Origin of the sequence: Enterobacter sp. GD03975 (assembly GCF_029838645.1) — a bacterium.
GTDB classification, from domain to species: Bacteria; Pseudomonadota; Gammaproteobacteria; order Enterobacterales; family Enterobacteriaceae; genus Enterobacter; species Enterobacter quasihormaechei.
On sequence record NZ_JAOBZC010000010.1, the window covers coordinates 46,374 to 66,754 of the forward strand.

At 56.6% G+C, this 20,381-nt stretch carries 18 protein-coding genes; 10 read left to right on the plus strand and 8 right to left on the minus strand.

Going from position 1 to position 20,381, the window contains the following annotated elements; translation table 11 throughout:
• Window positions 1–429: a cytoplasmic protein gene (locus N5C09_RS15910; protein WP_279749408.1), complete on the plus strand. Its 429-nt coding sequence runs from the start codon at window positions 1–3 to the stop codon at window positions 427–429.
• A gap of 92 nt (window positions 430–521) precedes the next feature.
• On the opposite strand, the gene exbD is transcribed toward N5C09_RS15910, so the two are convergent.
• Window positions 522–947, minus strand: a complete 426-nt coding sequence (gene exbD, locus N5C09_RS15915) for a TonB system transport protein ExbD (RefSeq protein WP_001251472.1) — start codon at window positions 945–947, stop codon at window positions 522–524.
• 4 nt (window positions 948–951) lie between these two features.
• Window positions 952–1,683, minus strand: coding sequence for a tol-pal system-associated acyl-CoA thioesterase (exbB, locus tag N5C09_RS15920; protein ID WP_063451187.1), 732 nt, complete (start codon window positions 1,681–1,683; stop codon window positions 952–954).
• A gap of 250 nt (window positions 1,684–1,933) precedes the next feature.
• On the opposite strand from exbB, the gene metC reads away from it, so the two are divergent.
• Both metC and yghB read left to right on the plus strand, forming a co-directional pair.
• Entirely contained in the window at window positions 1,934–3,121 is a 1,188-nt protein-coding gene (gene metC, locus N5C09_RS15925) for a cystathionine beta-lyase (RefSeq protein WP_063867770.1), read from the plus strand.
• Between the two features lie 142 nt (window positions 3,122–3,263).
• Complete coding sequence (gene yghB / locus N5C09_RS15930) at window positions 3,264–3,923, plus strand: DedA family general envelope maintenance protein YghB (protein ID WP_023323743.1); 660 nt, start codon at window positions 3,264–3,266, stop codon at window positions 3,921–3,923.
• Between the two features lie 45 nt (window positions 3,924–3,968).
• Here the strand turns inward: yghB and N5C09_RS15935 are convergent, their stop codons facing one another.
• Window positions 3,969–4,868, minus strand: coding sequence for an AraC family transcriptional regulator (locus N5C09_RS15935; protein WP_112793100.1), 900 nt, complete (start codon window positions 4,866–4,868; stop codon window positions 3,969–3,971).
• Between the two features lie 195 nt (window positions 4,869–5,063).
• Here N5C09_RS15935 and yqhD point away from each other — a divergent pair, with 195 nt between their 5' ends.
• Both yqhD and dkgA read left to right on the plus strand, forming a co-directional pair.
• Window positions 5,064–6,227, plus strand: coding sequence for an alcohol dehydrogenase (gene yqhD / locus N5C09_RS15940; protein ID WP_279749409.1), 1,164 nt, complete (start codon window positions 5,064–5,066; stop codon window positions 6,225–6,227).
• Window positions 6,228–6,332: 105 nt separating this feature from the next.
• Window positions 6,333–7,160 carry a 2,5-didehydrogluconate reductase DkgA gene (gene dkgA / locus N5C09_RS15945; RefSeq protein WP_063451183.1) on the plus strand — a complete coding sequence of 276 codons (828 nt, stop codon included), beginning with the start codon at window positions 6,333–6,335 and terminating at the stop codon, window positions 7,158–7,160.
• 32 nt (window positions 7,161–7,192) lie between these two features.
• Here the strand turns inward: dkgA and N5C09_RS15950 are convergent, their stop codons facing one another.
• The 4 genes from N5C09_RS15950 to parC all read right to left on the minus strand — a co-directional run bounded on the left by N5C09_RS15950 (window position 7,193) and on the right by parC (window position 14,147).
• A complete protein-coding gene (locus N5C09_RS15950; RefSeq protein ID WP_063867763.1) occupies window positions 7,193–9,364 on the minus strand; it encodes a YgiQ family radical SAM protein in 2,172 nt (723 codons plus the stop codon).
• Between the two features lie 151 nt (window positions 9,365–9,515).
• Window positions 9,516–10,928, minus strand: a complete 1,413-nt coding sequence (gene ftsP / locus N5C09_RS15955; RefSeq protein ID WP_063867761.1) for a cell division protein FtsP — start codon at window positions 10,926–10,928, stop codon at window positions 9,516–9,518.
• 60 nt (window positions 10,929–10,988) lie between these two features.
• Window positions 10,989–11,726, minus strand: coding sequence for a 1-acylglycerol-3-phosphate O-acyltransferase (plsC, locus tag N5C09_RS15960; protein ID WP_063451180.1), 738 nt, complete (start codon window positions 11,724–11,726; stop codon window positions 10,989–10,991).
• Window positions 11,727–11,888: 162 nt separating this feature from the next.
• Window positions 11,889–14,147, minus strand: a complete 2,259-nt coding sequence (parC, locus tag N5C09_RS15965) for a DNA topoisomerase IV subunit A (RefSeq protein WP_063451179.1) — start codon at window positions 14,145–14,147, stop codon at window positions 11,889–11,891.
• 277 nt (window positions 14,148–14,424) lie between these two features.
• Between parC and tssD the strand changes: the two genes are divergently transcribed.
• Window positions 14,425–16,410, plus strand: coding sequence for a type VI secretion system tube protein TssD (tssD, locus tag N5C09_RS15970; RefSeq protein WP_279749410.1), 1,986 nt, complete (start codon window positions 14,425–14,427; stop codon window positions 16,408–16,410).
• A complete protein-coding gene (locus tag N5C09_RS15975; RefSeq protein ID WP_279749411.1) occupies window positions 16,407–17,084 on the plus strand; it encodes a DUF2931 family protein in 678 nt (225 codons plus the stop codon). The genes tssD and N5C09_RS15975 overlap by 4 nt, the downstream gene beginning before the upstream one ends.
• A 58-nt stretch (window positions 17,085–17,142) precedes the next feature.
• On the opposite strand, the gene N5C09_RS15980 is transcribed toward N5C09_RS15975, so the two are convergent.
• Entirely contained in the window at window positions 17,143–17,544 is a 402-nt protein-coding gene (locus tag N5C09_RS15980; RefSeq protein ID WP_063867755.1) for a NirD/YgiW/YdeI family stress tolerance protein, read from the minus strand.
• 139 nt (window positions 17,545–17,683) lie between these two features.
• Between N5C09_RS15980 and qseB the strand changes: the two genes are divergently transcribed.
• From qseB to N5C09_RS15995, 3 genes are all read left to right on the plus strand, one after another.
• Window positions 17,684–18,343 carry a quorum sensing response regulator transcription factor QseB gene (gene qseB / locus N5C09_RS15985; RefSeq protein ID WP_063867753.1) on the plus strand — a complete coding sequence of 220 codons (660 nt, stop codon included), beginning with the start codon at window positions 17,684–17,686 and terminating at the stop codon, window positions 18,341–18,343.
• Window positions 18,340–19,689 (plus strand): quorum sensing histidine kinase QseC, encoded by a 1,350-nt coding sequence (gene qseC, locus N5C09_RS15990; protein ID WP_279749412.1) that lies wholly within the window; start codon window positions 18,340–18,342, stop codon window positions 19,687–19,689. Before qseB ends, qseC begins: the two co-directional genes overlap by 4 nt.
• Window positions 19,690–19,792: 103 nt before the next feature.
• Window positions 19,793–20,374, plus strand: coding sequence for an NAD(P)H-dependent oxidoreductase (locus N5C09_RS15995; RefSeq protein WP_063451173.1), 582 nt, complete (start codon window positions 19,793–19,795; stop codon window positions 20,372–20,374).
• Window positions 20,375–20,381 lie beyond the last annotated feature (7 nt).

A 20,381-nucleotide genomic window follows, 5' to 3' on the forward strand; every position in this document is an offset into this window, starting at 1 on the left:
GTGAATGATGATACCGGTAATAACGTTTATTTGACTTTAGATGATAAGAAAAGCGATGAATTTATCTTAAAGCAAAATCTCGACGCCCTCAAAAAGATAAAAAATGACGAGATGACGCGAATTACGCAGGATTTAATTTCAATTCCGGCCACGCTGGTACGCCTGAAATGGCAGAACCGCCGGGAGATTTATGCCTTGCAGGTCAAAGAGGAAATTTACGGCGCGGTGATGAACGCCATTATTGAACAGCGCCCTGAGCTGAAGGAGAAGATCCTCGGGCGGCTGGAGGCGAGCTATCAGTACCTGCTGGCACGCGAAACCGCTACCCTGCGCCTGACCCGTAAACTCTCGGAAGGCAACTATCGCACATCAAACGTCACCTGCGTGGCGCTCGATGAAGAGGCGCCGACAACATCTTCCGACTGCTGACAACGTGGTTCGCCCGGCAGCGCTAGCCTGAGATTGTAGGCCGGGTAAGGCGAAGCCGCCACCCGGCACGGAAGGCGGCAAAAGCCTTCGTTTTACTTCGCGGCCGCTTTCTCTTCGCCGACCAGACCAATCTTCAGGTAACCCGCCTGATGCAGCGTGTCCATTACCTTCATCATGGTTTCGTAATCGACGGTTTTATCCGCGCGGAAGAAGACGGTGGTGTCTTTCTTGCCGCCGGTCAGCTGGTCCAGCGCCGGAATAACCGAGGCATCCGTCACCGGGTCGTTGCCCAGGAACATGGACTTGTCAGCCTTCACCGACAGGTAGATAGGCTTTTCCGGACGCGGCTGCGGCTGGCTGGAGGACGCAGGCAGATTCACCTTCACGTCCACCGTCGCCAGCGGCGCAGCAACCATAAAGATAATCAGCAGAACCAGCATGACGTCGATAAACGGCGTCACGTTGATTTCATGCATTTCACCGTTATCGTCCAGATTTTCATTAAGACGCATTGCCATAGAATCAACCTACGCGCAGTTTGGAGGCCGCATGCACCGGCTTAACGGCGCTGGCGTTCAGGTCCAGGTCGCGGCTTTGCAGCAGCAGAACCTGCGCGGCAACGTCGCCCAGCGTGGCTTTGTAACTGCCAATCATGCGCGCAAAGATGTTATAGATAACCACCGCCGGGATAGCGGCAACCAGACCGATAGCCGTTGCCAGCAGCGCTTCTGCGATACCCGGCGCGACGACCGCAAGGTTAGTGGTCTGCGTCTGGGCGATACCGATAAAGCTGTTCATGATGCCCCAGACGGTACCAAACAGGCCGACAAACGGGGAGATGGCGCCGATAGTCGCCAGGTAGCCGTTACCGCGGCCCATATGACGGCCTACGGCTGCAACGCGACGCTCCAGACGGAACCCGGTACGCTCTTTAATGCCTTCGTTATCTTCACTGCCTGCGGAGAGTTCCAGCTCGTTCTGAGCTTCATTCACTAACAGGGTGGTCAGGCTTTTCGCATGGAAGGATGAGGTGATATCAGAAGCCTGATCCAGAGAGCGGGCTTCTGCCAGCTGCTTCTGCTCACGCTTGAGGCGACGTTTTTGTGAAAGAAGTTCGGCGCTCTTGCTGAAGAAGATAGCCCAGGTGATCACGGACGCCAGAATCAGGCCGATCATCACAATCTTAACTACGATGTCAGCATGATGGTACATGCCCCAAACGGAGAGATCCGTCTGCATCAAATTATTACCCACTCTGTATCTCCAGGACGCAAATCACAAATCTGAACGTAATAATATCAAAACGTCGTCGAATTGATAGTAGTTCTCATTAGTATTTACATAGTGCCGTAATTTTCGCTCACTTTCCTTGCGCTTACGCAGTAAAAATTTTTTATGCGTATTTTTAATAATATTTTCTGCTTATTCGATAAGCATCCGGATGCACATTCTGACAATCATGGTAGTCTGGACGTCCAGACGTATAAAAATAGGGTTAGCGAACATGACTAAAAAGCAGCTTGAGACCACGCTGGTGCAGGCAGGACGCAGTAAGAAATACACCCAGGGCTCCGTCAACAGCGTGATCCAGCGCGCCTCCTCGCTGGTGTTTGATACCGTCGAGGATAAAAAAATCGCCACGCGTAATCGCGCGAAGGGCGGGCTGTTTTACGGTCGTCGCGGCACGCTAACCCATTTCTCGTTGCAGGAAGCCATGTGCGAACTGGAGGGCGGCGCGGGCTGCGCGCTGTTCCCGTGCGGCGCGGCGGCGGTCGCCAATACCATTCTGGCGTTTGTGGAACAGGGCGACCACGTCCTGATGACCAATACCGCCTACGAGCCAAGCCAGGACTTCTGCACCAAAATTCTCAGCAAGCTCGGCGTCACCACCAGCTGGTTCGATCCGCTGATTGGGTCAGGCATTGCCGGGCTTGTTCAGCCCAACACGCGCGTGGTGTTCCTGGAATCTCCCGGCTCCATCACCATGGAAGTGCATGACGTCCCGGCCATCGTGAACGCGGTGCGCAGTATCGCGCCGGAAGCGATTATCATGATCGACAATACCTGGGCGGCAGGCGTGCTGTTTAAAGCGCTGGACTTTGATATTGATATCTCCATACAGGCGGCGACCAAATATCTGATTGGCCATTCCGACGGCATGATCGGTACGGCGGTAGCTAACGCCCGCTGCTGGGATCAACTGCGTGAAAACGCCTACCTGATGGGTCAGATGGTGGATGCCGATACCGCCTACATGACCAGCCGGGGCATCCGTACGCTCGGCGTGCGTCTGCGTCAGCACCACGAAAGCAGCCTGCAAATTGCCCAGTGGCTGGCACTGCATCCGCAGGTGGAGCGCGTTAACCATCCGGCGCTGCCGGGCAGCAAAGGCCACGAATACTGGCAACGTGACTTTACGGGCAGCAGCGGGCTGTTCTCATTTGTTCTTAAAAAGCGCCTGAATGACGCCGAGCTGGCGCGCTATCTGGATCACTTTACCCTCTTCAGCATGGCCTATTCCTGGGGTGGATTTGAATCGCTGATCCTGCCTAACCAGCCGGAGCAGATTGCGGCGCTGCGCCCGGGCGGCGAGGTGGACTTTGAGGGGACCTTAATCCGCCTGCATATCGGGCTGGAAAATGTGGACGATTTAATTGCGGATTTATCGGCAGGGTTTGAGCGCATCGTGTAAAGTGCTGGCTGAAATGTACTCCCCGGAAGCCATTCTGAACACCGCAAGCGGAAAAGTCTGTATGAGATGCGCCTGCGATCAACCCCGACAGGCAAATTTGGGAGTACAATAGCGTTATATCTGCTGTTCCACAGGAAAGTCCATGGCTGTTATTCAAAATATCATCACGGCGCTCTGGCAACACGATTTTGCCGCGCTGGCGGACCCGCATGTCGTCGGGATTGTCTATTTCGTGATGTTCGCGACGCTGTTTCTGGAAAATGGACTACTGCCAGCCTCATTTTTACCCGGAGACAGCCTGCTTCTGCTCGCAGGAGCGTTAATCGGCAAGGGCGTGATGGACTTCGCACCGACAATGGTGATCCTCACCTCGGCGGCCAGTCTCGGCTGCTGGCTGAGCTATTTGCAGGGGCGCTGGCTTGGAAACACCCGCGTGGTGAAGGGCTGGCTGGCGCAGCTGCCGCATAAATACCACCAGCGTGCGACCTGCATGTTTGATCGCCACGGCCTGCTGGCGCTGCTCGCCGGGCGTTTTCTGGCGTTTGTGCGTACCCTGCTGCCAACCATGGCGGGAATTTCAGGCCTGTCTAACCGCCGCTTCCAGTTCTTCAACTGGCTGAGTGCCCTGCTCTGGGTGGGCGTGGTCACCACGCTCGGCTACGCGCTGAATATGATCCCCTTTGTTAAGCGCCATGAAGACCAGGTGATGACGTTCCTGATGGTGCTGCCGATCTTCCTGCTGGTTGCTGGGCTGGTGGGTACCATTGCGGTGGTGATTAAGAAAAAGTATTGCAGTGCATAACCAAAAGCCGGGTGGCGCTACCGCTTACCCGGCCTACGTTTCCCCTCAGGCTCCCTGCATGGTTCGGATGCGCGACGCATCTTCCCCCGGCGTAACGCCGAAGTAACGCTTAAACTCCCGACTAAACTGCGACGCGCTTTCATATCCAACCCGCATCGCCGCCGCGCTGGCTTTCATGCCATCGTGGATCATCAGCATCCGCGCCTTGTGCAGACGGTAGGTTTTGAGGTACTGCAACGGCGACGTGCTGGTGACGGATTTAAAGTTATGGTGAAACGCCGAGACGCTCATATTGGCTTCCGCCGCCAGCTGGTCAACGCTGAGGTTTTCGGTGTACTGGCTCTCAATGCGCTTCAGCACGCGGCTAATCAGGCTGAAGTGCGTTTGCCGGCTTACCAGCGCCAGCAGCGCCCCGCCGCCCGGCCCCAGCAGCACGTGATAAAGAATTTCGCGGATAATCTGCTTTCCGAGAATACGGGCGTCCAGCGGCCTTTCCATCACATCTAACAGGCGTTCGATCGCGCAAAGAATTTCATCCGTTAAGGTCGCGGAGTTGATACCGCTTGCCGCCATCGACGGCCGGAACAGTTCGTCCTCCCCAATCTCCATCAGCAGCTCCTGCAACTGGAGGATATCGACGTTGACGCGGATCCCGGCCAGGGGCACATCCTCTGTCGCGAAGGTTTCACATTCGAAGGGTAAAGGTACTGTCAGAAGCAGATATTCATTGGGATCGTAACGGAAAACGCGCTCGTTGATATAGCCAATCTTATGGCCAGAAAAGAGAAAAACGATGCCGGGCTGATACATCACCGGGGTGCGTGTCCCGGGCTGGGTTCCGTAGAGCAGCCGAATATCCGGCAATAGCCCGGACACATTATTTCCATTATCTGTCAGTCTCTTAATCTGCGACGTTAGCTGATGGCAGATGGCATCACGGTTCATTTTCAGTTACTCCGGGTACGATTTCCGACGTTAACAGTGTGCGCATTTTCTTACCGTTTCTCCAGCGCGCTGTAGAAATGGGCAAGACATCGGCAGGAATGTGCATTGAGAGGATAGCGCCTGCCCGCCACAATGTGCAGCATCAGGTTGCCTTCTGCGCCACCACGATTTTTTACCCACTACAGGGAACAAGCCATGAACAACTTTAACCTTCACACCCCAACCCGCATTCTGTTTGGTAAAGACACTATCGCTGACCTGCGTGCACAAATCCCGACGGACGCCCGCGTCCTGATTACCTACGGCGGCGGCAGCGTGAAAAAAACCGGCGTACTGGATCAGGTTTACAGCGCGCTGGAAGGACTGGACGTGCGCGAGTTCGGCGGGATCGAGCCTAACCCGTCTTATGAAACGCTGATGAACGCGGTGAAAATCGCCCGCGAGGAGCAGATCACCTTCCTGCTGGCGGTGGGCGGCGGCTCCGTGCTGGACGGCACCAAATTCATCGCGGCGGCAGCGCATTACGCTGACGGCATCGACCCGTGGCATATTCTGGAAACGGGCGGCAGCGACATTAGCAGTGCCATCCCGATGGGTTCCGTGCTGACGCTGCCGGCCACCGGCTCTGAGTCCAACAAAGGCGCGGTCATCTCCCGTAAAACCACCGGTGACAAGCAGGCCTTTATGAACGAACACGTTCAGCCCGTGTTCGCGATCCTCGATCCGGTTTACACCTATACCCTGCCAGCGCGTCAGGTGGCGAACGGCGTGGTCGACGCCTTTGTTCACACCGTTGAGCAGTACGTGACTTATCCTGTTAATGCCAAAATTCAGGATCGCTTTGCGGAAGGCATTCTGCTGACGCTGATTGAGGAAGGTCCGAAAGCGCTGAAAGAGCCTGAAAACTACGACGTGCGTGCCAACGTCATGTGGGCCGCCACCCAGGCGCTGAACGGCCTGATCGGCGCAGGCGTGCCGCAGGACTGGGCTACCCATATGCTCGGCCACGAGCTGACGGCGATGCACGGTCTGGATCACGCCCAGACGCTGGCGGTGGTTCTGCCTGCGCTGTGGAACGAAAAACGTGACGTTAAACGCGCCAAGCTGCTCCAGTACGCCGAACGCGTGTGGAACATCACCGAGGGTTCCGACGATGCGCGTATTGATGCCGCGATTACAGCCACCCGTCAGTTCTTTGAAAGCCTGGGTGTGCCAACGCGTCTCTCTGACTACGGCCTGGACGGCAGCTCCATCCCTGCCCTGCTGGCGAAACTGGAAGCACACGGCATGACGCACATCGGCGAGCATGGCGACATCACCCTGGACGTCAGCCGTCGCATTTACGAAGCGGCACGCTAAGCGTTTTTAGGATCCTGACTTTCGTTTTTTGACATTTCGTCCAGACTTAATGCACATCACATCGTCGGAGGTCCCCTCCGGCGATGAGCACCTGAAGGAGGAAAAATGGCAAACCAAACCGTAATCAAGCTACAGGACGGCAACGTGATGCCCCAACTGGGGCTAGGTGTATGGAAAGCCGGTAACGACGAGGTCGTCTCCGCCATTCATAAAGCCCTGGAAGTCGGCTATCGGTCCATCGATACTGCCGCCGCCTATAAAAACGAGGACGGCGTGGGGACCGCGCTTGCCAGCGCTGGCGTTCCCCGCGATGAGTTATTCATCACCACCAAGCTGTGGAACGACGATCAAAAGCGTCCCCGTGAAGCGTTGCAGGAGAGCCTGGAGAAACTCCAGCTCGATTTTGTCGATCTCTATCTGATGCACTGGCCGGTTCCGGCTATCGATCATTACGTTGATGCCTGGAAAGGGATGATTGACCTGCAAAAAGAGGGGCTGATTAAAAGCATCGGCGTCTGTAATTTCCAGGTTCATCACCTGCAACGCCTGATTGATGAAACGGGCGTCGCGCCGGTGATTAACCAGATTGAGCTGCACCCGCTGATGCAGCAGCGCCAGCTTCATTCGTGGAACGCCACGCACAAGATCCAGACCGAATCCTGGAGCCCGCTGGCTCAGGGTGGCGAAGGGGTGTTTGATCAGAAAATTATCCGCGAGCTGGCGGATAAGTACGGCAAAACGCCGGCGCAGATTGTCATCCGCTGGCATCTGGACAGCGGTCTGGTAGTGATCCCGAAATCGGTCACGCCGTCGCGTATCGCCGAGAACTTCGACGTCTGGGATTTCCGCCTGGATAAAGACGAACTGGGTGAGATTGCGAAGCTGGATCAGGGTAAGCGCCTTGGGCCAGACCCGGACCAGTTTGGCGGTTAATAAAAAACCCCGGCTTGCCGGGGTTTTTCTTTTTACGCTTTGCGCTTCACAGGCTTCTTCGCGCTGGAATTACCATTCGAACGCTGATGCACAATCGGCGTGTGCTTCGTCAACGCCGGGCGCGTATTGCGGTTCTGGCGGCGCGCTTCGCGCATCTCTTCCAGCGTTGGCGCAGGCACCAGACAATCACGACGCGAGCCAATGAGGTGCTTTTTGCCCATCTCTTCCAGCGCCTGACGGATCAGCGGCCAGTTTTTCGGGTCGTGATAGCGCAGCAGCGCTTTGTGCAGACGGCGCTGTTTATCCCCTTTCGGCACCACCACGTCTTCACTCTTATAGCCAATCTTACTCAGCGGGTTCTTGCCGGTGTAATACATGGTCGTCGAGTTAGCGAGCGGCGACGGATAGAAGTTCTGCACCTGATCCAGACGGAACCGACGCTGCTTCAGCCACAGCGCCAGGTTCACCATGTCTTCATCACGCGTGCCAGGGTGCGCGGAGATGAAGTAAGGGATCAGATACTGCTCTTTCCCCGCCTGTTTTGAGTAGGTGTCGAAGAGCTGTTTAAAGCGGTCGTAGCTGCCCATGCCCGGCTTCATCATTTTGGACAGCGGGCCTTCTTCGGTGTGCTCCGGGGCGATCTTCAGATACCCGCCCACGTGGTGCGTCGCCAGCTCTTTAATGTAGCGCGGATCTTCCACAGCGATGTCGTAACGCACGCCAGAGGCGATCAGGATCTTCTTGATGCCTTTGAGATCGCGCGCGCGGCGGTAGAGGTTGATCGTCGGCTCGTGGTTGGTGTCCATATGCTCGCAAATGCTCGGATAGACACAGGAGAGACGGCGGCAGGTCTGTTCGGCGCGCGGCGATTTACAGCGCAGCATATACATGTTCGCCGTCGGGCCACCCAGATCGGAGATCACGCCGGTAAAGCCCGGCACCGAGTCGCGAATCGCTTCGATCTCGTTAACAATCGACTCTTCGGAGCGGCTCTGGATAATACGGCCTTCGTGTTCGGTGATCGAACAGAAGGAGCACCCGCCAAAGCAGCCGCGCATGATATTGACCGAGAAGCGGATCATCTCGTACGCCGGAATACGGCTGTTGCCGTATGACGGATGCGGCACGCGCTTGTACGGCAGGGCAAAGACGCTGTCCATCTCTTCGGTAGAAAGCGGGATCGCCGGCGGGTTAACCCAGATGTAGCGCTCACCGTGCTTTTGCATCAGCGCACGGGCGCAGCCCGGGTTGGTTTCGTGGTGCAGAATACGCGACGCGTGGGCGTAGAGCACCTTATCGCTTTTCACCTTCTCGTAAGACGGCAGCAGCACGTAGGTCTTCTCCCACGGCTTCGGACGCGGCGGCTGCACCACCACGGCCTTTGCTTCGGCTTTCTTCGGTTCAACCGGTTTGTTATCCGCGCACGGCAGATCGTCACCGTACGGATGTGGGATAGGGTCGATTTTGCCCGGCATATCGATAATGCGGGAATCCACCCCGCTCCAGCCCGGCAGCGCCTCTTTCACCATGATCGCGGTGTTGCGCACGTCGCGGATCTCGCTGACCGCTTCGCCCTGCGCCAGACGGTGCGCCACTTCCACCAGCGGACGCTCACCGTTACCGAAGATCAGCATATCGGCTTTCGAATCCACCAGCACCGAGCGGCGCACGGTGTCAGACCAGTAGTCGTAGTGCGCGGTACGTCGCAGGCTCGCCTCGATGCCGCCCAGGATCACCGGCACGTCTTTCCATGCTTCTTTGCATCGCTGGGTGTAAACGAGGGTCGCGCGATCGGGACGTTTACCCGCCACGTTGTCTGCCGTATAAGCATCGTCATGGCGCAGCTTACGATCAGCGGTATAGCGGTTGATCATCGAGTCCATGTTGCCCGCGGTCACGCCGAAGAACAGGTTTGGCTTGCCCAGACGCATGAAGTCGTCTTTGCTGTTCCAGTCAGGCTGGGAGATGATCCCCACGCGGAAGCCCTGGGCTTCAAGCATACGGCCACAGATCGCCATGCCGAAGCTCGGGTGATCGACATACGCATCACCCGTTACCAGAATGATATCGCAGCTGTCCCAGCCCAGTTGATCCATCTCTTCCCGGGACATCGGCAGAAACGGCGCCGGTCCAAAGCAGGCCGCCCAGTACTGGGGCCAGGAGAAGAGGTCGCGATCCGGCTGGATCAGGGAAATAGCGCTCATAATGCTTCCGAAGAAAAAATAGACAAAAGGAGCGGGATTATACGCTGGAACATTGTGGGAAATGAAGGGGTATTTATTGCCCGGTGGCGCTACGCTTACCGGGCCTGCGCGCCTGTAGGTCGGGTAAGGCGAAGCCGCCACCCGACACGTTTTACGGCGCCGGATTGACCAGCATCTGCCCTACCGAGCCCCTGTCCATCATCTCCAGCGTCTGGCTGTGGAACAGGAACGGGAAGTGCGGCCACGACGGTTGACCATAGTAGACCAGCAGTTCTACCTGTCCATCCACCCAGACGGTATCTTTCCAGCCTCTGTCTTCCGGGAACGGCATCGCCCCGTTGACGTTGCGGATCAGGAACGACACCCCTTCAATATGGAACGACTGCGGCATCTCCGAGCGAACGGTCCAGCGCTCCCAGGTTCCCTGCTGGGCGGTGATATCAATGCGGTTAACGTCCCACAGCGCGCCGTTGATGCCCGGGTCATCGCCCAGGCTGATATCGCGACTGCGCACTGCCGGCCCGGTCACAATCTCCTGCGGCAGCAGGCGCATCGGCAGGCTATCGGTCACCAGCGGCAGCAGGCCGGTCGGGCGCAGCGTCAGCACCAGCGTGGAGACCAGAACGCTCGACGGTTCAAAGAACCCGCGTATGCGGTCAACAATGCTTGCCGCTTCGCCGCAGGTCACGGACACTTCATCCCCGTTGGTCATATCAACGAGGATTTCACGACGTTCGCCCGGCGCCAGCGCCAGCTGTTTCACCGATACCGGCGCGGGTAATAATCCCTGATCGCCTGAAATAACATGCAGCGCACGGCCGTCGCTCATCTGCAACTGGTAACGGCGCGAGTTGGAGGCGTTTAGCAGACGCAGGCGCACCCAGCCACGTGACACTTCCACAAACGGGCTTTGCGCACCGTTAACCAGCAGCGTATCGCCCACAAAGCCACCGCTGCCCGGCTCGCTGTACTCCGGCGTGCCAAAGTTATCCAGGCGCTTGTCCTGGATGATGACCGGGAAATCGTCCACGCCGTAGTGATTTGGGATCGGCAGCGTTTTACTGACCTCATCCTCAATCAGCCACATCCCGGCCAGGCCGTTGTAGACCTGCTGGGCGGTGCGGTTCGGGGTATTGGCGTGATACCACAGTGTCGCCGCGCTCTGACGAATCGGGAGCACGGGCGCCCAGTCGGCATTCGGCGACATCATGCGCGCCGCGCCGCCAATCAGCGGCCCCGGCACCTGCAATCCACTGACGGTCATCGCGACATTTTCAGTCGTCCGGTTACTGTAGATGAGCTTAACGTCATCGCCATTCCACACGCGAATGGTCGGCCCAAGATAGCGTCCGTTAATGCCCCATACCTGCGCGCGCGTTCCCTGGGTAAAGGACCAGTGGCTACGCTGAAGCGTGAGGAATAGCGGTTGCCCGCGACGGGATTCAATCAACGGCGGAATGGGCAGCGGCTGTTGCTGCCCGGCGGCGCTGGCTGTCCTCGGCATCGCACCCGCACAAAGGGCGATACCCGAAGCCTGAATAAACTGACGCCGACTGAGTGACATATAAGCTCCATCTGAAACGACTAACAACGCGGGAATTCGTTTTCCCTTAAACGACGCCGGTTAAATCTTACCGGCGGCTTCTCGCTCTGCAACTTCTTTATCGAGCTGCGCAATATGCTGAGCCATCAGCTCACGACAGTGCGTGGCCAGCTCGCGCACCTGGTCTTTACCGTATTTAGAGGTATCCACCGGCGGCAGCATTTCGACAATCACCAGTCCGTTATTCAGACGGTTAAGATTAATCTTATTCGATGTATTGGAAACACACACGGGAATAATTGGAACACCCGCCGCAATTGCAGCATGAAACGCGCCGGTCTTGAACGGCAGCAGGCCGCGACCGCGGCTGCGCGTCCCTTCCGGGAACATCCAGATTGAGATCCGGCGCTTTTTAAACTGATCCACCACTTCCGCAATGGTGCCATGCGCTTTGGCGCGGTTGTTACGGTCAATCAGCAAGTTACCGGTGAGCCAGTACAGCTGGCCGAAAAACGGGATCCACAGCAGGCTCTTTTTACCCACGGTTACGGTCGGCGGAAGAACAATATTTGAGGCCGTCACCATATCGAAGTTGTTCTGATGGTTAGCGATATAGATGGCGTTACCGAAATTCTCCGCCCCTTCAGGCAGACGCTTCTCAACCTTCAGGCCAAACAGCGGCGCAAGACGGCCAAACATATGGCCAAACGTCGCGACATGCTTTGGGTTACGCGGGCTGAACAGGCAGTAAATCGATCCGAAAATACAGACCAGAATGCAGTAAATAACGGTAAGAATGAGACGAACAATGTATAGCATAGCGACCTCTGAAGCCCTGACAGCTGACAATTATACTTCACCTGTGGCCAGGTAAGGACTTTATTACGAGCGCGTATTGTTAATCGCAACGCACGAATTAACAACGTTTTTACGGGAAATTTTACGGTAATACCCCCTCCGGACAGAGGGGGATGAAACAGGTTACTCTTCGCTGTCGTCCGCTTTGCTGCGCGCCGGCGAGTCGATCTCCACGCGGTCGATTCGCTGGAGGCCGCGCATCAGTGAGCCACGACGTCCGCGCTCACCCACCACCTTCTGCAACTCTTCCGGACGCAGTTTGATCTTACGTTTGCCGACGTGAATGGTCAGCGTGCTCTGCGGCGGCAGCAGGAAGAGATGCGCCAGGCCATCTTCGCCTTTTGCCGCTTCCGCTGACGGGATACTGATGATCTTGTTGCCCTTCCCTTTCGACAGCTCCGGCAGATCGCTGACCGGGAACATGAGCATACGTCCGGCAGAGGTGATCGCCAGTAGCATGTCGCTTTCGTTCTCGATGATCAGCGGCGGCATCACGTGTGCGTTATCCGGCAGGCTGATCAGCGCTTTACCGGCACGGTTACGCGACACCAGATCGTTAAAGGTACAGATAAAGCCGTAGCCCGCATCGGAGGCCATCAGCAGCTTCTGGTCGTCGGCTTCCATCAGCATATGGTCAACCGTGGCGCCCGGCGGCAACGTTAGCTTGCCGGTCAGCGGCTCGCCCTGCCCGCGCGCGGACGGCAGGGTGATCGGGTCAATGGCGTAGCTGCGGCCCGTGGAGTCGATAAACGCCACCGGCTGGTTGCTCTTGCCTTTCACCGCCGCCTTAAAGCTGTCGCCGGACTTGTAGCTCAGGCCCGGCGCGTCGATATCGTGGCCTTTGGCGCTACGCACCCAGCCGCTCTGGGACAGCACGATGGTTACCGGCTCGGACGGCAGCATGTCGTGCTCGTTCATCGCCTTCGCTTCTTCGCGCTCGTGCAGCGGAGAACGACGGTCATCGCCAAAGGCGTCGGCGTCGGCCTGCAACTCTTTCTTCAGCAGGGTGTTCATCTTGCGCTCGGACGCCAGAATTGCCTGAAGCTGATCGCGCTCTTTTTCCAGCTCGTCCTGCTCGCCGCGGATCTTCATCTCTTCCAGCTTAGCGAGATGGCGCAGCTTCAGTTCGAGGATCGCTTCGGCCTGGGTTTCACTGATGCCAAAGCGCGACATCAGGGCGGGCTTAGGTTCGTCCTCGGTACGAATGATCTCGATCACGTCGTCAATGTTGAGGAACGCCACCAGCAAACCTTCAAGGATATGCAGGCGCTTAAGCACTTTTTCCAGACGATGGTTCAGACGACGGCGCACCGTATCGCGGCGGAAGGCCAGCCATTCGGTGAGGATCTCCAGCAGGTTTTTCACCGCCGGACGACCGTCCAGACCAATCATGTTCAGGTTGATGCGATAGCTTTTTTCCAGATCGGTAGTGGCGAACAGGTGGTTCATTACCTGCTCCATGTCCACGCGGTTAGAGCGCGGCACAATCACCAGACGGGTCGGGTTTTCGTGATCCGATTCGTCGCGCAGGTCGTCCACCATCGGCAGCTTTTTATTGCGCATTTGGGTGGCGATCTGCTCCAGCACTTTGGCCCCGGAAACCTGGTGCGGCAGCGCGGTGATCACCACTGCGCCATCCTCTTTGGTCCATACCGCGCGCATGCGCACGGAGCCGCGACCGTTCTGGTAGATTTTGCGGATTTCAGCACGCGAGGTGATGATTTCGGCTTCGGTCGGATAGTCCGGCCCCTGCACGATATCCAGCAGATCGTCCAGCGAGGTTTTCGGCTGCTCAATCAGGGTGATGGCGGCTTTGGCCACTTCACGCAGGTTGTGCGGCGGAATGTCCGTCGCCATGCCCACGGCGATACCGGTGGTGCCGTTCAGCAGGATGTTCGGCAGGCGGGCAGGCAGCATTTTCGGCTCCTGCATCGTACCGTCGAAGTTTGGCACCCAGTCAACCGTACCCTGCCCCAGCTCGCCCAGCAGCACTTCGGCATATTTAGACAGACGGGATTCGGTGTAACGCATCGCCGCGAAGGATTTCGGATCGTCCGGTGCCCCCCAGTTCCCCTGGCCATCCACCAGCGGATAGCGATAAGAGAACGGCTGGGCCATCAGCACCATCGCTTCATAGCAGGCGCTGTCGCCGTGCGGATGGTATTTACCCAGCACGTCACCAACGGTACGGGCGGATTTCTTGAACTTGGCGGTAGCATTCAGCCCCAGTTCGGACATCGCATAGACGATGCGGCGCTGAACGGGCTTCAGGCCATCCCCGATAAACGGCAACGCCCTGTCCATGATGACGTACATGGAGTAGTTCAGGTAGGCGTTTTCCGTGAATTCATGTAGCGCGAGGCGCTCTGCCATATCGCTCATTACGTGTGATTCCTCAACTCAGAAACCGATGGGTTTCAGGCAATATTGCCGCAGATACTACCTCATCTGGCGAGTTGAGTCACAAAGAAAAAGGGCCGGGTGAGGGTGTGAGACCCCGCTGTTATCGGCGCGTTTTATTGCTCTCTAATTAAATAAGCTTTCCTTTAACACGTCATTATTTTTCAGTGATAACCATTTATTGTGATAAATAGCAGGTTAATTATTTCAACAAGCCACTACATTTGTTTCTGAAAAAAATTATGCTCAGGGAAAAGAGATGAGCCCTATTATTTATTTAACCCTTGAGGGCAATATTCAGGGACAGATTTCCGCTGGCTGTGGGTCGGTGGCCTCTATCGGCAACCTCTACCAGCTGGGGCACGAGGACGAGATTCAGGTGTTGAGCCTGAAGCAGACAGCGCGCGACTCTCGGGGCTGCACGGGCCATCACAGTCTGGATTTTTGCAAACGCCTGGATAAAAGCTCGCCGCTGCTTAGCAACGCCATTAATAATAATGAATACCTTAAACTTACGTTTGATATCTATCGCATAAATAAATTTGGCCGGCTGGAGAGGTTTTATCTTATCGAACTTCGCGGCGCTACGCTGCAATCCATCCATCAGACGTTTACGGCCAGTCATCCAGACTATGAATATATATCGGTGCGCTACGATTATATTCTTTGCCGTCATCTGATCGCCCAAACCGAATTCGATTACTTGCTGACGCCGGACAATTTCAACCGTCTTTTTCCGGTCGTGCAGAAAACGCTGCTTTCACCGGAGCCACCGCCGCGTAAGGTGACGCTGGTACTGGGCGTATTTTTCGACGGCACGGGCAACAACGCGGTGAACACGCAAAACATGTTAAAGACCCTCACGGCGCAGCACTATGATATTGATAACCCCAACGCTGAAAGCATACTTGCCAGAAATACGTCAGAGAAAATGGGGATCAGCGGCATAGGGGCGGGCAGCTACCTTGGATACTATACGAATATTCATTGGCTGAATGAATTATACGAACAAAAATTCTCAACAGATGGCAGATACATTCAAGGTGCGATTTATATCGAAGGAATCGGCACTCGGGCAGGCGAACCCGATGACCCGATCGGGCTGGGGCTCGGCACCGCAGAAACGGGGATTATTGCCAAAACGGACGACGCGGTGGCGCAGCTGGCTAAAACGATAGATGCCACCTTAACTTCACTGAAGGGGAAGTTTGTCGTCGATAATCTGCTGTTTGATATCTTCGGTTTCAGCAGGGGCGCAGCGGCGGCCCGGCACTTTGCAAACCGCCTACAAACTGGAGACATGGAAGTTGTAAACGCTATATTGAAAGGAATGGCCGAGTACAACTTTCAGGGGAAACCTTCAGGAAGCACCCGCTTTCTCGGCATTATGGACACCGTAGCCGCAGTCGGCACGGTGACGAACGGCCTCAACCCGCATAGCGCCGATACGGGCAGCGTCAATATCGCACTGCATCCCGGCGTCGCGCAGAAGGTGTTTCACATCACCGCCGGACACGAATGCCGCTATAACTTTGCCCTCAACAGCGTCGCTCCCGCCTGGCCGGAACTGGAACTTCCCGGCGCCCATTCTGATATCGGCGGCGGTTATCTGCCGCAGCTTCGCGAGGATCTCTACCTTACCCGCCCTCAGGTTGAAACGCTGCCCCAGAGCAAACCCGGAACAGCGTCCCGCGTATACCAGCAGACCCTGGCGCAGCTTGAGGAGCTGGCGCACACGCCGGCCATTATGCCCATCACTCATTCTCACACCATCTCTCCCGAAGTCTGGGAAGACGATTATGCGCCTGCCGATCGCTACAGCCAGCCGCAGAAACGTACCTTTGCGGCCCTGACGCTACGCCATCGCATCGTGAGATATGACTGGTCGAAGGTGGTGTTACGGGTGATGGTCGATGCGGCGACAGAAGCGGGGGCGGTGTTTATGGATATGGAGAAGATGATTGAGCATCGTATTCCGGAAGAACTAAAACCGTTTTGTGAACTCGCGCGGAGTATGGGGAAAGCGGTTCGTCAGCATACGACGGCGTCCGGTTTTACACCTGAAGAGGTAGACACGATTGCAAGCAACTATATCCACTGCTCAGCGCACTGGAACGCGGTGCAACTCAATCTGTCCGGCGAATTACAGGGCGGCGCTTCCGCTTCTGAAACGGTCAGCTTTGTGAACAGGCCGGACACCAACTGGAGGAGAACGATTTACACTATGGACGGAAATAAACGATGAAACTACGCAACCTGTTTGCCGTTGTTCTGCTGCTGACAGCCGCTGGCTGCGGCCCCCAAAAAACCTACCCGTTGCAGTCCAGGCAGGCCGCCAGCGGCGACTGGACACTGCCCTACGGCGAATGGAGCTTTTCCTTCATCACGCCAAAGGATTTGATCGCTGAAACTACCCATGCCGGGGTCATCGATACGGATGGTTATCTTTATACCTTTAACACGCTCGATCAAACTTCTCCCGATCCCGATTCGGTTGATAAATGGACAGATGTAACCTTTGGCGGCAGCGTCCATTTCAATAAAGTCAAAAAACCGCCGCAGTACATCGTCTTCTGCTGGGATTCCTATGCCGATCAGAAAACCTACCAGACCAGCGCTATGTTCGGGCCGGAAACCTGGCAAAGAATGAAAACGCCTGCCGACCATATCTGGAGTAATGGTGATTTAGTCTGGTATGACAGAATGGTGTTTGGCCTGTCACCCGGCGGAAAGGTCAAAATCTGGTTTTCGGATGTTGCCGGACGCCCCAGCATCCCCGTTAAGCCCAGAACGCTGGTGACCCGCTCCGGCAAGGATCTGACTCTCTGCAAAGACTTCGAGACCCCCGTTGAAAACTACGTTCAGTCTATTGAGGAGATTGGCAAAGGCAGAATCTACCCCAACGGAAACTGGGATTAACACACATAAAAAATGCCGTTCGTTGACCGAGCGGCATTTTTTTCACATCAATTAGGCATTATTTGTTCAGCTTGATAACCTGCTTCACGTCGATTTCAAACTCGTTCCAGTCTTTATCGATTTTCCCCTGAAGCTCGACTTTATCCTGTGGCGTCACCGTCACGCCGTTCCAGCGCTTGTGGTCGATCTCAACCACCACCGTGCCGCTTTCGTCGCGGAAGGTGTAACGGTCATCGGACAGGCGCTCGGTGATATTACCGCGCAGTTTCACCCAGCTGTCGTCCTTCATGTCTTTCACTTTAGCCGCGGTGGTGAGGTTGGCGTTGTTATCGACAAAGCCGCCCTGCTGGGTTTGCGTCTGGGTCTGTGTTGCAGATGGGCCCGTGAAGCCGCCCTGTGCAGCAAAAACAGGGGCAGTGGTCATCATCATGATGGCAGCAATTGCAGCGTATTTTTTCATCTTAATCTCTCCCTTTAATGTCGTTTCACAATCCATTAAACAGGGTAAACCTTAACAACTTCTTAAGGGGAAAATTTATTTATTTTTACTGTACAGCATGCGCGTGCAGAAGGTTTACTGACGGCATCAAGGAGAGACAATGCGCATTTTACTGGTAGAAGACGACAAGCTTATCGGCGATGGCATCAAAGCGGGCTTAAGCAAAATGGGCTTCAACGTGGACTGGTTTACCGACGGTAAAACCGGGCAGGCGGCCCTGTACACCGCGCCGTACGATGCCGTGGTGCTGGACCTGACGCTGCCGGAGATCGACGGCCTTGAGATCCTGCGCGCCTGGCGCGAAAGCGGTAAGAGCGAGCCGGTGCTGATCCTGACGGCGCGGGATGCGCTGAACCAGCGCGTGGAAGGCTTACGCCTGGGGGCGGATGATTACCTGTGTAAACCGTTCGCGCTGATTGAAGTGGCAGCCCGCCTCGAAGCGCTGGTGCGCCGCAGTCACGGGCAGGCGCGCAGCGAGCTGCGTCACGGCAAGGTCACGCTCGACCCGACAAGCCTTGTCGCCACGCTGGACGGCGAAACGCTGGTGCTTAAACCAAAAGAGTTCGCCCTGCTGGAACTGCTGATGCGCAACGCGGGCCGCGTGCTGCCGCGCAAGGCTATCGAAGAGAAACTCTACAACTGGGATGATGACGTCTCCAGCAACGCCGTCGAAGTCCATGTACATCATTTACGTCGCAAGCTCGGCAGTGAATTTATCCGCACCGTGCACGGCATCGGTTATACCCTGGGTGACGCATGAAACTGACCCAACGCCTGAGCCTGAAGCTGCGCCTGACGCTCCTCTTTTTGCTGCTTTCCCTGGCGGCCTGGTTTGCCGCAAGCGTGGTCGCCTGGCACCAGACGACCGACAAGCTCGATAAACTGTTCGATACCCAGCAGATGCTGTTTGCCAAACGGCTGCTGACGATGGACGTGGACGAACTCCGCGCGCCGGAGCGTATGCGCGAGGTGCCGAAAAAAGCGAAACACGGCCATCTTGACGACGACGCGCTGGCCTTCGCGATCTTCACCGCCGACGGCAGCATGGTGCTTAACGACGGCGAGAACGGACGCGACATCCCCTATCACTACCGCCGGGACGGGTTTGAAGACGGTCGTTTGCAGGATGACAGCGACGAATGGCGTTTCCTGTGGCTAACCTCCCCGGACGGGAAATACCGCGTGGTGGTCGGTCAGGAGTGGGAGTACCGACAGGATATGGCGCTGGACGTGGTCAGTTCGCAGCTGACGCCGTGGCTGGTGGCGCTGCCCGTGATGCTGCTGTTGCTGATTGTCCTGCTGAGCCGGGAACTGAAGCCGCTGAAAAACCTGGCGCAGACCCTGCGCTCGCGCTCGCCAGATGCGACCGATACGCTGCCCACCCACGGCGTGCCGACGGAGGTTCGTCCCCTGCTTGATGCGCTTAACCATCTTTTTGCCCGTACGCAGGAGATGATGGCCCGCGAGCGCCGCTTCACCTCGGACGCCGCCCACGAGCTGCGCAGCCCGCTGGCCGCGCTGAAGGTGCAAACCGACGTGGCGCAGCTTTCCCACGACGATCCCGAGGCGCAGTCTAAAGCGCTGGGGCAACTGCATGCGGGCATCGACCGCGCCTCCCGGCTGGTGGACCAGCTTCTTACCCTGTCGCGCCTGGATTCACTGGATAACCTTGATGACATCGAACCCGTGGCGATGGCTGATTTGCTGCAATCTGCGGTGCTGGACATCTGGCATCCGGCGCAGCAGGCGGGCATTGATGTTCGGCTCAACGTTAATGCGCCCGAGGTGATGCGTCATGGGCAGCCGCTGCTGCTGAGCCTGCTGGCGCGTAACCTGCTGGACAATGCCGTGCGTTACAGCCCGCGCGGCAGCGTGGTGGACGTGACGCTGAATACCCAAAGCTTTACCGTGCGCGATAACGGACCAGGTATTTCTCCTGAAGCGCTGGCACGCATCGGCGAGCGTTTTTATCGTCCACCCGGGCAGGACGCCACCGGCAGCGGCCTGGGGCTGTCTATCGTGAAGCGTATCGCAACGCTACACGGGATGCGCGTCTCGCTGGACAATGCGCCCCAAGGGGGCTTTGCGGTGACCGTCAGCTGGTAAGATTATTGCGCTTAGCGCAAAAGACTTTGCACATTTTGCTTATTTTTCCGCTCCGTCCTCGCGCGTAGAATACCCGGCATACTCTCAGCATCGAGGACAAATAATGAGCAACATTCTGATTATCAACGGCGCAAAAGAATTTGCGCACTCTAAAGGCCAGCTGAATGACACCCTGACCGAGGTCGCGGATGGTTTCCTGCGCGACGCCGGACATGATGTTAAGGTCGTGCGCGCGGACAGCGATTATGACGTGAAGGCCGAAGTGCAGAACTTCCTGTGGGCCGACGTGGTGATCTGGCAGATGCCGGGCTGGTGGATGGGCGCACCGTGGACCGTGAAAAAATACATGGACGACGTGTTCACCGAAGGTCACGGTTCGCTGTATGCCAGCGACGGTCGTACCCGTTCAGATGCGTCTAAAAAATACGGTTCCGGCGGTCTGATTCAGGGCAAAAAATATATGCTCTCCCTGACCTGGAACGCGCCTCTTGAAGCGTTCACCGAGAACGATCAGTTCTTTGAAGGCGTGGGCGTAGACGGCGCGTATCTGCCGTTCCACAAGGCTAACCAGTTCCTGGGAATGACGCCGCTGCCGACCTTTATCGTCAACGACGTGATTAAAATGCCGGACGTCCCGCGCTATATCGCAGAATATCGCAAGCATCTCGCGGAAATTTTTGCTTAACTGTTAG

Coding starts and splice junctions, on each gene's coding strand:
- exbD (WP_001251472.1), bottom strand. CDS start 947: ATGGCAATGCGTCTTAATGAAAATCTGGACGATAACGGTGAAATGCAT.
- metC (WP_063867770.1), top strand. CDS start 1,934: ATGACTAAAAAGCAGCTTGAGACCACGCTGGTGCAGGCAGGACGCAGT.
- yghB (WP_023323743.1), top strand. CDS start 3,264: ATGGCTGTTATTCAAAATATCATCACGGCGCTCTGGCAACACGATTTT.
- N5C09_RS15935 (WP_112793100.1), bottom strand. CDS start 4,868: ATGAACCGTGATGCCATCTGCCATCAGCTAACGTCGCAGATTAAGAGA.
- yqhD (WP_279749409.1), top strand. CDS start 5,064: ATGAACAACTTTAACCTTCACACCCCAACCCGCATTCTGTTTGGTAAA.
- dkgA (WP_063451183.1), top strand. CDS start 6,333: ATGGCAAACCAAACCGTAATCAAGCTACAGGACGGCAACGTGATGCCC.
- N5C09_RS15950 (WP_063867763.1), bottom strand. CDS start 9,364: ATGAGCGCTATTTCCCTGATCCAGCCGGATCGCGACCTCTTCTCCTGG.
- ftsP (WP_063867761.1), bottom strand. CDS start 10,928: ATGTCACTCAGTCGGCGTCAGTTTATTCAGGCTTCGGGTATCGCCCTT.
- plsC (WP_063451180.1), bottom strand. CDS start 11,726: ATGCTATACATTGTTCGTCTCATTCTTACCGTTATTTACTGCATTCTG.
- parC (WP_063451179.1), bottom strand. CDS start 14,147: ATGAGCGATATGGCAGAGCGCCTCGCGCTACATGAATTCACGGAAAAC.
- tssD (WP_279749410.1), top strand. CDS start 14,425: ATGAGCCCTATTATTTATTTAACCCTTGAGGGCAATATTCAGGGACAG.
- N5C09_RS15975 (WP_279749411.1), top strand. CDS start 16,407: ATGAAACTACGCAACCTGTTTGCCGTTGTTCTGCTGCTGACAGCCGCT.
- N5C09_RS15980 (WP_063867755.1), bottom strand. CDS start 17,544: ATGAAAAAATACGCTGCAATTGCTGCCATCATGATGATGACCACTGCC.
- qseB (WP_063867753.1), top strand. CDS start 17,684: ATGCGCATTTTACTGGTAGAAGACGACAAGCTTATCGGCGATGGCATC.
- qseC (WP_279749412.1), top strand. CDS start 18,340: ATGAAACTGACCCAACGCCTGAGCCTGAAGCTGCGCCTGACGCTCCTC.
- N5C09_RS15995 (WP_063451173.1), top strand. CDS start 19,793: ATGAGCAACATTCTGATTATCAACGGCGCAAAAGAATTTGCGCACTCT.